Origin of the sequence: Populibacterium corticicola (assembly GCF_042683685.1) — a bacterium.
Taxonomy (GTDB): Bacteria; Actinomycetota; Actinomycetes; order Actinomycetales; family Cellulomonadaceae; genus Timonella; species Timonella corticicola.
In genome coordinates this window covers 37,799-52,088 of sequence record NZ_JBHUOP010000003.1, presented here as the reverse complement: position 1 = coordinate 52,088, position 14,290 = coordinate 37,799, and the positions used below count along the sequence as shown (strand labels likewise).

General features: G+C 59.9%; 12 protein-coding genes. 6 read left to right on the top strand and 6 right to left on the bottom strand.

Annotated elements, in window-relative coordinates:
• Positions 1 to 78: 78 nt before the first annotated feature.
• The 4 genes from ACFSYH_RS07125 to ACFSYH_RS07110 all read left to right on the top strand — a co-directional run bounded on the left by ACFSYH_RS07125 (position 79) and on the right by ACFSYH_RS07110 (position 3,490).
• Positions 79 to 414, top strand: coding sequence for a MazG-like family protein (locus tag ACFSYH_RS07125; protein ID WP_377466159.1), 336 nt, complete (start codon positions 79 to 81; stop codon positions 412 to 414).
• A gap of 71 nt (positions 415 to 485) precedes the next feature.
• The gene (locus tag ACFSYH_RS07120; protein ID WP_377466158.1) at positions 486 to 719 is read left to right on the top strand and encodes a hypothetical protein; all 234 of its coding nucleotides are present in this window, start codon (positions 486 to 488) and stop codon (positions 717 to 719) included.
• A 180-nt stretch (positions 720 to 899) separates the two neighbouring features.
• Positions 900 to 2,801 (top strand): NHL domain-containing thioredoxin family protein, encoded by a 1,902-nt coding sequence (locus tag ACFSYH_RS07115; RefSeq protein ID WP_377466157.1) that lies wholly within the window; start codon positions 900 to 902, stop codon positions 2,799 to 2,801.
• A gap of 29 nt (positions 2,802 to 2,830) precedes the next feature.
• Positions 2,831 to 3,490, top strand: a complete 660-nt coding sequence (locus ACFSYH_RS07110; RefSeq protein WP_377466156.1) for an HAD hydrolase-like protein — start codon at positions 2,831 to 2,833, stop codon at positions 3,488 to 3,490.
• Positions 3,491 to 3,656: 166 nt separating this feature from the next.
• Here the strand turns inward: ACFSYH_RS07110 and ACFSYH_RS07105 are convergent, their stop codons facing one another.
• The 6 genes from ACFSYH_RS07105 to ACFSYH_RS07080 form a co-directional block, all read right to left on the bottom strand.
• Positions 3,657 to 4,331, bottom strand: a complete 675-nt coding sequence (locus tag ACFSYH_RS07105) for a biliverdin-producing heme oxygenase (protein WP_377466154.1) — start codon at positions 4,329 to 4,331, stop codon at positions 3,657 to 3,659.
• 251 nt (positions 4,332 to 4,582) lie between these two features.
• Positions 4,583 to 5,197, bottom strand: a complete 615-nt coding sequence (locus ACFSYH_RS07100) for a TetR/AcrR family transcriptional regulator (protein WP_377466153.1) — start codon at positions 5,195 to 5,197, stop codon at positions 4,583 to 4,585.
• Positions 5,198 to 5,238: 41 nt separating this feature from the next.
• Positions 5,239 to 6,366: a VanZ family protein gene (locus ACFSYH_RS07095; RefSeq protein ID WP_377466152.1), complete on the bottom strand. Its 1,128-nt coding sequence runs from the start codon at positions 6,364 to 6,366 to the stop codon at positions 5,239 to 5,241.
• A gap of 596 nt (positions 6,367 to 6,962) precedes the next feature.
• Entirely contained in the window at positions 6,963 to 7,469 is a 507-nt protein-coding gene (locus ACFSYH_RS07090) for a DUF4395 domain-containing protein (protein ID WP_377466151.1), read from the bottom strand.
• A gap of 198 nt (positions 7,470 to 7,667) precedes the next feature.
• On the bottom strand, positions 7,668 to 11,225 hold the full coding sequence (locus tag ACFSYH_RS07085) for an MMPL family transporter (RefSeq protein WP_377466149.1): 3,558 nt from the start codon (positions 11,223 to 11,225) through the stop codon (positions 7,668 to 7,670).
• Positions 11,226 to 11,228: 3 nt separating this feature from the next.
• Entirely contained in the window at positions 11,229 to 11,894 is a 666-nt protein-coding gene (locus ACFSYH_RS07080; RefSeq protein WP_377466148.1) for a TetR/AcrR family transcriptional regulator, read from the bottom strand.
• Between the two features lie 462 nt (positions 11,895 to 12,356).
• On the opposite strand from ACFSYH_RS07080, the gene dcd reads away from it, so the two are divergent.
• Positions 12,357 to 12,998, top strand: coding sequence for a dCTP deaminase (dcd, locus tag ACFSYH_RS07075; RefSeq protein WP_377466147.1), 642 nt, complete (start codon positions 12,357 to 12,359; stop codon positions 12,996 to 12,998).
• Between the two features lie 11 nt (positions 12,999 to 13,009).
• Positions 13,010 to 14,230 (top strand): hypothetical protein, encoded by a 1,221-nt coding sequence (locus ACFSYH_RS07070; RefSeq protein ID WP_377466146.1) that lies wholly within the window; start codon positions 13,010 to 13,012, stop codon positions 14,228 to 14,230.
• Positions 14,231 to 14,290 lie beyond the last annotated feature (60 nt).

Below are 14,290 nucleotides of genomic sequence, written 5' to 3'. Positions count from 1 at the left end.
TCGTCAATGCATACACACCAACCTCCCACTCCATCCCCGTGAGAGTGACGCGTTGAGAGTGCGCACTAGGATGGGGACATGGACGTGAACGCAGTTGCTCAAAACCTGGCTGGGATCAGCCAATGGATAGACGAGGGCAACGCCGCCCGTGATCCCGAAGCGGCGACATGGGCGCGTCTTGCGAAGATCACGGAGGAAGCCGGCGAAGTCGTTGCCGCATACATCGGAGCGACCGGACAGAACCCGCGCAAGGGCGTCACACATACTATGGACGATGTTGAAGCGGAACTGCTCGACGTGGCTGCGACTGCTTTGACCGCTCTTGAACACCTGCGCGGAAACGACGGCACATCCCTCGGACTCTTTGCAGCGAAGGTCCAAAAAATCGCAGATCGCGCAGGAATCTCAGAATGACGTTCGAAGTTCTCTGCCCGAGATACTGCGTGATCGCGTCATCCGGCGGAGAATAGAAGAGGGGGATTCCAATGGGAATTTTCAAGAAAAAGAAGCACGACACCACAGACACCCGTACCCGCGGCATGCGCATCACGGAGACGTTCATTCTTCCGATATACGGCCCTGCGCAGATAGGCGACTCCACCAAGCCAATTCGTCCGGTCAACGACGAAGAAGCTGCACGCGAGGCAGACATGCAGGAACGCCTCGAACGTAAGGTCGCTGCTGACGGGACCGTCTATTTCGTGGAGCGCGAGAACTAGACAGCACACGCCGTTGGGGATTGACGACGACTCGGATGGGACACGAGCACATCTCGCGTTCCAGCCAGGTCGCCCGAATGGTTGTGCGTTATTCCTCGTAGGCGGGGATTGCAGTGACAACCGGATGTCGTCCCGGGCTTAGGTCATCAGGTGTTCACAATGCCTCGATAGACTTAAGCGGTGAGCAACACCCCGAACACTGCCGACAGCGGCACCGCAAGCACTCAACGCCAATCCCTGTTCAAGTCCAACCTTCCCAAAGTGCGCGCAAGCGAACTGGCTGGCCGAGGCTGGCTCAACACCGGTGGTAAGGACATCAAGCTCGCGGACCTGCGCGGCAAGATCGTGCTCCTGGACTTCTGGACATTCTGCTGCATCAACTGCCTCCACGTCATTGATGAGTTGCGCGAGCTAGAGGCCAAATACTCCGACACGGTTGTGGTGATTGGCGTGCACAGCCCCAAGTTCGTGCATGAGGCGGACCCTGTGGCGCTCGCGGCTGCCGTGGAACGCTACGACGTGCACCACCCGGTGCTTGACGATCCAGAGTTGAAGATGTGGCGCGAATACACTGCCCGCGCCTGGCCAACCCTGGTGATCGTGGACCCGGAAGGCTACATCGTCGCGCACATGGCGGGCGAGGGGCACAAGGCCAACATCGACGCGCTGATCGCCGAGTTGATTGAACAGCATGAGGTGCAGGGGACGTTGCACCGGGGTTCTGGCCCGTTCGTGATGCCCGAGGCTCAGCCACGCACCCTGCGGTTCCCCTCCAAGGCAGTTGCCCTGGAAAATGGCAATCTGCTCGTTGCGGATGCCGGACATCACTCGCTTGCAGAGCTCGCCCCGGATGGGGAGACCCTTATCCGCCGCATCGGAACCGGCCAGCGCGGCCTCACGGATGGTCTGGCCGATACCGCCCAGTTCTCCGAGCCCAACGGTCTTGCGCTCGTACCCGAAGACCTCAGGGATGCAGCCGGCTATGACGTGATCGTCGCGGACACGGTGAACCACTGCCTGCGCGGTGTCACCCTGGCTACGGGGCAGGTCACGACCCTCGCGGGCACCGGCCAGCAGTATCTGGTGGGTGGCCCGGACAACGACGGCAGGCTCACCTCGCCGTGGGATATCGTGTGGTCGCCAGCCGCGAGTAAGTTCCTCATTGCAATGGCTGGAAACCACACGATCTGGTCCTTCGACCCGCACACGGGCGAGGCTGCTTGGTATTCGGGCACCATGAACGAGGGGCTCCAAAACGGTGGCCCCGATGAATCCTGGTATGCGCAACCCTCTGGCCTCGCGGTCAGCGGCGAGGACGCCGACGAGCGCGTGTGGATCGCTGATTCCGAGACGTCCGCTCTGCGCTGGCTCGATGCCAACGGCACCGCTCACAGCGCAATCGGCCAAGGACTCTTCGACTTCGGCCTGCGCGACGGTGCTGCCGATCAAGCGCTCATGCAGCACCCGCTCGGTGTGGCAGCATTGCCCGATGGCAGTGTCGCCATCGCCGACACCTACAACGGCGCGATCCGCCGCTACGACCCTGCAACCACGCAGGTCACCACGCTCGCCACGGGCTTGAGCGAGCCGTCGGGAATCCTGGCCGTATCGTCGCCAAGCGGATTGGAACTGCTTGTCATCGAATCGGCGGCGCACCGCCTCACCCGCATTCAGATTTCCGACGAGTTGGCCGGGCAGATCCTCAACGCCGGGGCGCACAGGACGCAGCGTCCCGTCACGGAGATCGCCTCCGGCGATCTCGAACTCCGCGTGGTGTTCACCCCCGCACCCGGCCAAAAATACGATGATCGGTGGGGGCCGTCAACGAAACTGACCGTCTCGGCATCGCCCGAGAACCTGCTGCTCGATGGCTCTGGAACGACGGTCGAACTCGACCGCACACTACGGATCAACCCGGACGTTCCTGAAGGCGTACTGCACGTGACCGCGCAGGCCGCGAGCTGCGATGACGATCCAGGCATCGAATATCCCGCCTGCCATCTCGCCCAACAAGACTGGGGCATCCCCGTGCGGGTGACCAGCGGAGCAGCAGCCGAACTGACCCTGCCGCTCCTGGGTTAAGCCGCAGCATCGACCGCAAAGAAAGCTATATGACTACGCGAGAACTCGTCTTGTTCGACCTCGACGGAACCCTGACCGACTCGGCTCCGGGGATCATGGAGTCCGTGCAGTACGCCTACGCCCAACTGGGAATCGAAGCGCCCGACACGGATACGCTGCGGGCGTTTGTGGGGCCACCCCTGCACGTCAGTTCCGCTCGTCACGGGGTTCCTGCCTCGCAGTATGAGGAGTTCCTACGCCAATACCGCGTAAAGTTCACCGATGGCGGGATGCTCAACAACTCCGTCTATCCGGGGATCGTGGAACTGCTCGATACGCTCACCGCACGTGGCATGCCGATGGCCGTTGCCACGTCCAAGCCTGAGAAGTACGCCCGGCAGATTCTGGAGCACTTCGAGTTGGCGCACTACTTCCGATTCATCGCCGGAGCGACCATGGACGGCACTCGTTCGGCGAAGGCTGACGTGATCGAACACTGCCTCGCCTCGCTCACTCCGCTGTCGGGACAGTTGCCGGGTGCTGGTCGGATCCTGATGGTTGGGGACCGCGAACATGACGTGAACGGCGCACGGTTGCATGGTATCGACACCGTGGGAGTCTCGTGGGGCTATGCGCTTCCCGGGGAACTGCTTGAGCATGGTGCTCTCGCGGTCATTGATAAGCCGCAGGAGCTGCTGGATCTGGTCTGAGCTGGAGTTCAAAGCCAAGTGCCCAATCTAGACCGGGCACACTGATCTGATTGCGCAGCCTGATCTGAATCAGTCCCTATGCATCGATGGGCGGTTTTTCGTCCGAGTCCCCGAAAAATTTCCAGGGATGCGGACGAAAAACCGCCCATCGAAAAACGATGACTGCTCAGTTGCAGTGAATCGCACCGAGTTCGGCGAACATCTTCTGGTTGAGCTCGAACGCGACGAGTGCTTCGGCAACGGCCTCTTCGATCTCTGTCTCGGTGAGCTGCAGCCCGTTGAGGCGCTCACGGTACAGGTCCTTGAATGGCTTGGCCTTCACGATCTCCTTGAAGTCGTAGAAGTTCAGTCCGTCCTGGCCCATGCCGTAGTGGCGCTGCATCATGACCTTTATGACCTGACCGCCGGAGAGATCCCCAAGGTAGCGGGTCCAGGCGTGTGCGGCGTAGCGTGCGAGCGAACCGGATGACTGACGTAGGCGCTCAACGTAGACGAGCGTTGCCGGGAGTGGCTGGATCTGTTCCGCCCAGTCCGGTCCCACCAGGAACTCGAGGTCCTGTGCAATGGACGGGGAACGGGTCAATTCCGCGAAGGTCAGGGTGTCTGCTTGAGGCATGCCCGCAATATCCTCGGTTGCCTGCTCAAGTGCCGCGTAGATGTAGTGCTGTTGAATCGCTAGGTCACGGTAGGCGGCGACGTTAAGTTTTCCGCCCATGAGTTCGGAAATGAAGCGCATGTTCTCGGCATCGGAGTGGATCTGGCGGGTGCCTTCTTTGAGGCGGGTGGCCAGAGGGGTCGTCTCGATGGTGTCGGTGCTGATGTCGCTGACTGTTGCGGTCACGATTCACCTCGGGTGTGCGAAAGAGTGGAGTCGTCTTGCGAATCACGCGGTGCGGCAACTCAAGCAAGATCTGACGGTTTGTCAGAAACAATGATATTGCTCAAAATTAGGCTTGCCTACCCTAATGATGCGAATCTTTCGGACAAAGTGTCAGAAAAAATGTCAGAAACAGCCCGGCACGTGGGATTGTGGACGCTTGTGGAAATTTGGTGTGTCGCCACAGAGTGAGACGGCGTCTTGCTGATCAGGTGTCAGTAAATGCGAGTTGTCTGGCTGGTGCGAGCGCCCACTGCGCGCAAGATGAACTCCTCCGCCGCAGCCGCGGCGCGTTCCCGCTCGGGACCGGATTCCGGTATTGCACGACCCGACAGGCAGGCGTTGATGAGTGCCACGGTTGTCGGGATGTCCTGCGGTGGGAAATCACCCGAGGAGATACCCGCTCCCAGAATCGTGTAGAGGAGTTCCTCGATGACGGTGACATGCTCGCGTAGGCGTTGTGCGGCGCTCTTGGACAGGATAGTGCGCAACTCTGCGCCCGGAGTCACATGAAAGACGCGGTTCAGGCGCGCCTGAGCGCGAACGTATGCGCGCAACCGCTCCACGGGGTCGTTGATGTCTGCGAGCGAGCGCTGCAGGTTCTCAACGTACTTTGAGGTCTCGTGTTGAATGTAGCCAAGGAGCAGCGCTTCCTTGTCGGGGAAGTGGTTGTAGACAGCCGTACGGCCCACCCCCGCTGCCGCCGCGATCTCGGCAAAGGAGATGACATCGAAACCGCGCTCTTCCATAAGGGTTGCAAGTGCTGTGAAAAGGCGCTGACGTGTCTGCTCCCTGTGTTCATGCAGGGAACCTCCGATGATCTTTGGCATTCTGACATTATTCCACAATTAGTCATGACGGATGCCGGGGCCTAAGTCCCTGGCGCGTCGTTGTCAGCACGTGCATCAACCACCTTGCCAGAGGTCAATCGGAAACTCAGACCGCGTGCGGACGGCGTAAACAGCACAAACACGGCCGAAATCAACACAAAGACAGTCAGAGCGGTTCCGGGTATCTCTGCCCACTCGCCAGAGCCATAGGTGCTTGTCAGATCAAGCAGCACATATCCACCGAAGCCCACGAACATGCGCGTCAGCGCAAGCAGCCGGTGCCGCGCACTACCTTCCGCAACCTGCCACTGCCCGCGTAACCATACCGCCCTTTGTCCCCACGATGCACCGGAACCATACAGGGCGGGCAGCAGACTCGTCGTCAAGAAGACAACCGCACACAGCGCCCAGGTCGCCGTTGTGGATAGTTGATACTCGTCTCCATGCACCATCAAGCCTGTGATCGTCGCAGTGGCCACCAGGCCAGTCGACACGACGAGGTACACGAAATAGTCGATCGCGATCGCCAGCAGGCGGCGGCGCTTCGTCACGGGCTTGGCGACGAGTCGGTTGCGCTCCAGCCTGCCCTTGCGCGGAATGAAGGCCAGCAGGAGCGGCGCACACAGTGCACCGATCAACGCGCCGGTCGTGTTGGTGATGACATCGTCCACGTCTGCGACCCGATAGGCGCAGTCGTAGATCCACCACAGGCCCGTGTACTGGGTCGTCTCAATGCCCACAGAGAGAAGGAAGCCCAGCAGCGTGGTCGTGATGATTGAGCGTTCGAAGAACCGGCGCATAATCACGCCGAACGGGATGAACAGCAGCACGTTGAACACAACCTGCAGGATCACCGGATTCGTGAGCGCTGCCCGTCGGCCCTGCTCTCGCACCACCTGCGCGATGTCATCAAGCGATGCCCCCGGTTGGAGTTGAAGGAGCGTGTGCGATGCCGCGCAGTTGAGCGTGTCTGGATCGGGGAGCGGGAGCAGCGTGTAGGAAACCAGTGCAACGGCATAGATGGAAGCCGCTGCCGCTACGAGGAACCTCGAGAAACTGAAGCCGCCAAACCTGCGGTACTGCAAGACCAGAATCGGGATGAGGAAGAGGGCGAAGAGCAAGGCACCCAGGAGTACCGCTATGTAGGCGGGCCAAACCCACTGGTGCATGTTCATACCTTTCCAATGCGCCTGATGGCGCGTGTTTCCCGCACTGTTGGGCGGTGTTTGCTGTTCTACCCCTTGCGCGAGCGTGTCTTTACTGCTGTGCAGGTGGGTCCACGCGGGTTATGAGGCCGTGCCAAGTTTATCCACAAAGCCGGTTGCGTATTGGGGATAACTCGTGGACGGTCCACGCCCACCTGTGGACGAATGTGTGCATAAGTTGTTAATGCTTGTGGAAACCGCTTGATTATGCGGAAGGGAGAGGGTGCCTTATCCACAGGGTTATTCACCGATATGGGAGTTTTCCACTGACCACACTGTGGAAAAGAATGTGGGTTGGGCGTCCAAAAGTTGAGTTTTCCACGGGTCGGTGGACGAAGTTGTGGGTAACGAGGACTGTGAACCCAACATGTAGGTCAAGGGGCTTTCCGGTTAATTCGCCCACGGATCGATGGTGGTGAACTCCCCATCCACTCAACAAGGGTGTGGATAACTCTCTCCAGTCACTTATACCCAGTTCACGCTGCCCTGTGTGCGGTCACCCACCCCAAGAGTTACCAAAAGTGCACTCTCAGTGCGTGAGAGTGCAGATATCTGCACTCTCAAAGAGAGGAAGGTGTAGATCCAGAAGGCTGCGAGCGCTGCGAGATGTTGTTGCACGCCTCGCACACGCTTGCAGGGATGACACCCCAGTTTTGAAGGTGTCCAAAGATATAGCAGCCAAGGCAGAAACCAACGAATGCCTCAAGGCTCGCGGCCACCAGAAGAATCAGAAGCACAACCCAAGCGGCTGTCTCCGCACCAGAGAAGTACAGGATCGTTGCGGTGGTGGTGAACACGGTTCCGATTCCCTGGGCGAATCGCTTGGGCGGTCCTGGAACGAAGTTGGGCAGACCGAAACGTGGTGCGATGACGCGCTGCGCCAGCCAGCCGAGGGGAGAAAGTCGTGGACCGGCCAGAACTCGTCCCCAGAAACCCAGCGTCAACAGCACAAGAGGGATTGGGTGTGATGTGATCAGCGTGATGACTGTCAGCGCAACGACTCCAGCGGCGACCGTGCGCGCCGCCTTTTCGTTGACGGGATTGGGGAACGAGAAGAAACCTGCCATGCCTTGAGTGTGCGCCTCGATCCTTGAACCTTCAACAGACAACTCAATATGTGAGTGATTGTTAATCCGAGTAACTGCGTGAGATGCGCATCCTGAGTGCACTCGCAATCTGTCACTTCATTTGAGAGTTACCAAAAGTGCACTCGCACGCATTGAGAGTGCGGATATCCGCACTCTCAAAGGTGAGGGTTAGTGCTTCTACCGGGCGTCGCCCGCTGTGACTGGTTCCGATGGAACGTTCTCAGTGGAGTCAGCAGGAGGAACGGAATCCTCAAGCTTTGCGCCCTCAACGTCCACGTCTGGAAGGATCCGCTCAAGCCACGCTGGCAGATACCACGCCTTGTCGCCGAGCAGGTGCATGATCGCAGGGGTGAGGGTCATGCGGACCACGAAGGCATCGAACAGCACGCCTATAGCGAGCGCAAACCCGATCGGACGGATCATGGTCAGGTGCGAGAACGTGAAGCCTGCGAACACGGACACCATGATGAGTGCCGCAGCCACAACGACCGGAGCAGCCAGGTTGAAGCCCTGTTTGACGGCGTCACGGGCGGATGAACCATGAGCGTAGGCCTCGCGCATCGCTGTTACGAGGAAGACCTGATAGTCCATAGCCAGGCCGAACAGGATACCGGTGAGCAGGATCGGCAGGAAACTCATGATCGGTGCCGGGTTGTGCACGTCGAAGAGAGGCCCAAACCAACCCCACTGGTAGACGGCCACGGTGGAACCGAATGCGGCTGCGAGCGAGAGCAGGAACCCGAGTGTCGCGAGGAGAGGCACCACAACGGACCGGAACACGAGCAGCATGAGGATCAGCGAGAGCCCAACCACGATGATGAGGTATGGGGGCAGGGCGGCGTTGATCTTTTCGCTGACATCGATCTGTGCGGCAACCTGACCCGTGATGTGCGCCGTCACGCCGGTCTCAGCCTTGATAGTGTCGGTCATGCCGCGTAGTTCGTGCACGATCTCCTCGGTGGCCGGGTCTGCTGGACCACTCGCAGGGACGATCTGGATCGCGCCGAAGGTCAACTCCTCGTTGGTTACGGCAGGGACAGCGGCGAACACGCCATCTGTCGTGGAGATGCGTTCGGCTACCTCGAGAAGCTGCTCTGTTGCCGCATTCTCATCCTCGGGGTTGTCGAGCTCGGCGAGCAGGATCAGTTGGCCGTTGAATCCAGGACCGAACTGCTGAGAGGTGATCTCGTATGCTCGCTGGGCGTCGGACCCGTATGGCTCAGATCCGCCATCCGGTAGCGCGGTCTTCATGGACGCCACAGGAATCGCGATAACGCCGAGCACGATGATGCTTGCGAGGGCTGCCAGCCACGGTGCGGAGGTGAGGGTCTTGACCCACCATAGGCTCGCAGAGGGTTTGGAACCGTGGGCATGGGCCACGGTGGAGGACCCGGCAGTCACCGAAATGGCGGCAACGGCTTCAGCGCGAGCTGCACGGCCCTTCTTGGTCAGGACCTTCTCGCCCATGACTGCGAGTAGCGCGGGAGTGAGCGTGATCGAGAGCAGCACGGACATGAGCACCGTGAACGCTGCGGACAGACCGAGGATCGCGATGAACGGGAGTCCAGAGACCACGAGCGCGGACAGCGCGATGATCACTGTGAGACCTGCGAACACGACTGCGTTTCCGCTCGTACCGATGGAACGGCCAATTGACTCGCGCAGTGGCATCCCGGTGAGCAATTGTGTGCGGTGTCGATGGACGATGAACAGGGTGTAGTCGATTCCCACGGCGAGCCCAAGCATGAGGGCGAGTGCCGGGGTAATGGATTGCATGTCAATCAGGGAGGATAACGCGAGTGTTCCACCCACACCGGCTGCAACACCGGATAGCGCCATGAGGAGTGGTAGTCCCACGGCGAGGAAGGTTCCGAACATCACGAACAGGACGATCCCCGCGATGATGAGTCCGATGACCTCGGTGATGCCGAAGATGGAGTTGAGGTCGGAGAGTATCTCCTTTGAGAACAGGGTGGTGACCCCGGCAGCCTCGACACTGTCGGCGATCGACTGGATGTCGGCGCGCTCATCAGCGGTCAACGACTCGGGCTGTCCGTAGAACATGACCTGAGAGATCGCGGTGTCGTCGTTCTTGTTGATGAAGGACATCGGCTCGGTGAGCGCGACCGTTCGCAGGCCGAGGGCTAGCGCTATTCTGCCGTCCTCGAGCTGTTTCTTTCCGTCGGCGATCTGAATGCGAGCGTCTTCGAGCTTTTGCTTGTTTTCCTCAATCTGGGTGCGGCCATCTTCGAGTTGCTTGCGCCCCTCGGCAAGTTGGCGTTCTCCGTCTTCGAGTTGCTTTTCGCTGCGGGAGATCTCGGCGACGCCTGCGTTGTACTGTGCAAGCCCTGCCTCGTATTGGGCGCGTCCGTCAGCCAGTTCTTTTTCGCCGTCTGTGAGTTGCTGTTCGGCGGCGTCGAGTTCCTTCTTGCCGGCTGACAACTGCTTTTCAGCGGCTTTGAGTTCTTTCTCTGCCGCGTCGAGTTCCTTCTTTGCGGCGGTCAGTTGTTTCTCGGCGGTCTTGAGTTCCTTGCGCCCAGCTTCGAGTTTTGCACTTTCCTCGGCAATGGTCTTATTGCCCTGCTCTAGCTCTGCGGCAGCCTTGGGTAGTTCCACCGAGGCAGCCACGAGCTGGCTGAGTTGTTCCTGCTGTGCTTCGAGTGTGGTACGGGTTTCGATTGCCGTGATGACATTGGCATAGTCAGGGGTGTCCTGCATGCCCAGTTGTTCAAGCTGTGCCTTGCTGTCCTGGAGGTCTTTGAGGGACGGAATCTGGGAGAGCGCACCGGAGATCTGTTGCAGTGCGCCCTTGGCAGCGGCGATGGTTGCCCGTTCTCCGCTGGTGCCGAGTTGCGTGGCAGCCTGGGCGATGCCAGCGTCGTATTGTTTCTTTCCGGCTTCGTACTCTTTCTTGCCGGCGGCTAATTGTTTCTTGGCCGCTGCGATCTGCTTCTCGCCGTCTGCGATCTGCTTTTTCCCAGCCTCATATTCTTTGACGCCTTGGTTGTATTCTTTCTTGCCGGCGTTGAACTGTTTTTCTCCGGCCTTGAACTCTTTGAGTCCTGCTTCGTATTCTGCTCGCCCGTCGTTGAGTTGTTTGCGCCCGTCAGCCAGTTCCTTCTCTCCGTCTGTGAGCTGCTGCTCTGCTTCGTCGAGTTGTTTCCTGGCGTCTTCGAGTTCTCTCTCTCCTGCGAGGAGGAGTGCTCGACCTTCAACGAGTTTGGCCTCGTTGTCGAAGATTTCCTTTTCTCCGGCGGCCAGTTCTTCCTCTGCCTCGAGGAGTTGTTGGGCACCATCGGAGACCTCGGCTTGGGCATCCTCTAGTTTCTTCTCGTTTTCGGCGATTTCCGCTTCGCCGTCGGCGACGTTTTGTGCGCTGTTGTCGAGTTGGTCTTGCATCTCGAATGGGTTCAGGACTGAACGCACAGGCGTTTGCCCCTCTAGGCCTTCGAGGGCAGTGACAATTGCTGTGCGTTGTGCGTCGCTGAAGGGTTCACCGTCGTTGGTTTGGAAGACGATGGTGCCGTTTCCACCGGAGAGTTCGGGTAGTTCCTCGTGCATGAGGTTGAGCACGCGTTCGGTTTCGGTGCCTGGCAGTGAGAACGTGTTGGACAGGGTGCCCATGAAGGTTCCGGCTAGGACTCCGATGAGCGTGAGGATCGCGACCCAGGCGGCAATGAACTTCTTGCGGTGGTCGTGTGTGGCAAGACCGATTTTGTACAGGAATTGTGCCATGGGTCAGGCGTCTTTCTGTGCGGGCGTTGGGGTGGGGTTGATGGAGGCGATTGTGGGGAAACCGTCTTTGATGATTTCGATTGCCTGGGTCAGGGTGTCTTTGAGGCGTGCGGTATCGGCCTCGGTTGGGATGCCGTCAACGGTGTCGAACCAGTGTTGGAACGCGGCGTTGCAGGCGCCGAGCACGGAGTGGCTGAAGACGGAGATCGCGAATGGGTCCGCATTGGGTAGCCGTTGCCCGAGTTTGCGGGTCATTTCGGTGATTGCCTCTTCCCAGGCGATGAGCCGGTTGGCGTGTAGCGATGGGTTGGTGCAGCCCTGTGAGTACAGCAATGCGACGGAACTGAGGAAGTCCTGGTCTGCGATGGAATGCAGGGCGTGAATGGTGGCGTCGACGATGGGCATGGTGAAGGCGTGATCGTCGAGCGCTTCGATCGCGCGGTCGAGGGCGCGGGTCACCTGAATGTTGAGGGCTTCATCGAGGGACGAGAAGTAGTTGAAGAACGTGCGTCGGGAGATGTCAGCGCGGGCCGCGACCATCTCGATCGTGATGTTCTCGTAGCCAACCTCGGCCACCAGGTCGAGCGCGGCCTGCGCGATGGCTGCCCTGGTCGCGACTTTGTTGCGTTCTCGTCGCGAGAGCGTGGTGTCGGAAGCCTTTGAAGTCACCTGTTTACACTACGTGCAATTTTGCACGCAGTGCAATTGGCGACGATATGGTTCCGATCACACCCCATCTCAACTTCCAGCACTGTCGGCCATGCCCTGCGGTTCGGCCTGGCACCGTGACGGCCGGGTGTCGCGCTACTGTCGCTGGGGGCTAAACCGTTGGGGCCAAAATTGCCCGGGTGCGCGGAAAAGATGTGTGTACTTGGATCAAAAACGCCCCATCGGCGTTAGGAGGTGGCGGGGCGCGATGAGCAAGGTGAGATGGCGAAGGGAATGTGGGGAACCACTGGAAATGGACACTGGGGAGAAGGCCCGTGGAACCTCTCCCCGAAAGCCAAGAAGCCCCACTGGGATTGCAGGTGGCGCTGCTAATCTAGGAGGCGGAACCTGCGAACCGGCCGCCCACGCGGCCGCACCCAGCGAAGAAACGCATCCGGCTCGTCGAAAAGGAATGGTCACACAGTGCTCCTCTCAGACCGCGATATCAAAGCCCACATCGAAGCGGGCACGGTGGCTCTCGAACCGTTCGACCCAACCCTGATCCAGCCCTCAAGCGTGGACGTGCGCCTCGATCGGTTCTTCCGCCTGTTCGACAACCACAAGTACCCCTACATCGATCCGGCCACAGAACAGCCGGAGTTGACGCGACTCGTTGAGGTGGAAGCGGACACCCCGTTTATCCTGCATCCAGGTGAGTTCGTTCTCGCGGCCACATACGAGCAGGTCACCCTGCCCAACAATGTGGCTGCGCGCCTCGAGGGGAAATCCTCGCTCGGACGACTCGGCTTGCTGACCCACTCGACCGCGGGTTTCATCGACCCAGGCTTCACCGGGCACGTGACCCTTGAGCTGAGCAACGTCGCGACTCTGCCAATCCTGTTGTGGCCGGGCATGAAGATCGGTCAGATGTGCTTCTTCCAGCTCACCTCTGAAACTGAGAACCCGTACGGTTCGCACGTGTATGGGTCGCGCTACCAGGGGCAGCGTGGACCGACAGCATCACGCTCGTACCTGAACTTCTACCGCAGCGACGTCACCGACGTGTCAGGAACCGATGCACCCGTGGCAGACGAATCTGTCTCCGGTGAGCCTGACGCGCACTAGTACGACCTCCAATGACCCAACTACGGCTCTCACCGACACCGCTGCCAGACCTTCCTTCCCGCAGCGCTGGGACGGGCGCACAGGTCACGCACTTCCTGACCCTGCCCGACTACCTGGACCCCTCCGACATGGAGTTTCTGTTCCAGTGCCGCGAACCACGCGCAACCTGGGAAACCCTGCCGCGAGAGATCGTGGACGGTGACATCGTCGAGATCCTGCCGGGAACGATCAGGCTCTCCCCCCGGGCCGTAGTGCACGGGCCATACTCGCCGCGCATACTCGCACCGGAATCGCAGTCGAAGGTCATCTCGCTCGAAACCGGTGCCGTGAGCATGGGGGATACGGGCGTCATCCTCGACACGGGAGTCCTGCACCTCGACCTGGGTGCCCTCGACAAAGACCCCGAAACGCAGCCGCACCCCGCGCAGTTTCCCCCACAGGCAACGCTTGTGTGGGCGCTCACGTGCGTACGCGAACGCGGCGAGGCACCCATGCGGGATGTGGGTGACCGGGACGGATTGGCACGCATCTTCGCGGAGGGCATGCCGGTGCGCGAGGAGTTCCGGCAGGTGACCTCTCTGGTCTCGATTGCGCGTTTCTTGGAGGGCACGGCACACTTCGATGCGGTCCTGGGCGGTGGTGCCGAGCGTTATCGCTCCGTCGCCCCTGACCCCGCTGCCAATGTGGAACTGACCGTCTACAGCGACGTATGGCTCGACCCCCAGGCAACCCTGCGTCTTGCCCAACTCGTTGCGCCAACCATGCAGTACATGCCCACCGAGGTGGAATGGGACGGTCCAAACCTCGAGGCGGCGCAGGAAGTACGTGATGAACTCGTTGCCCTCGCCCCAGACTTTCTTGAGAAGTTGCACCGCACCGCAGACGAGTTCGATGCACAGACGCTTGCCGAACCCGAGGCGGTTACCGCCTATGGGCTCGTGTACGAGGCATCCAAGGGCGATCTGGTCACGGTGGAAGTGGCCGGAACACAATGGCTGCCACCGATCCTGGAGAACATTGAATGGGCCAAGAACGGGGTGATCGAATACCGGATCTCATGGATTCCAGATGACCTTGAGGACTGGCATCGTGAACTTCCCAGCTTTGAACTGCGTCAGCGACGCACCCGTATCACGCCGCTTGTGCGCAGCCTTACCCGGTCGCTGTATTCGGCGACCGCAGGAGAGGTTGTGGACCAGGACGGGTTTCTACGTGACCCGGCCTCTCTATAAATTTCGCGAACTTTTACCTCCTAAATACGTCACATCGGGACTTAGGTCGGTGTGCGCTTG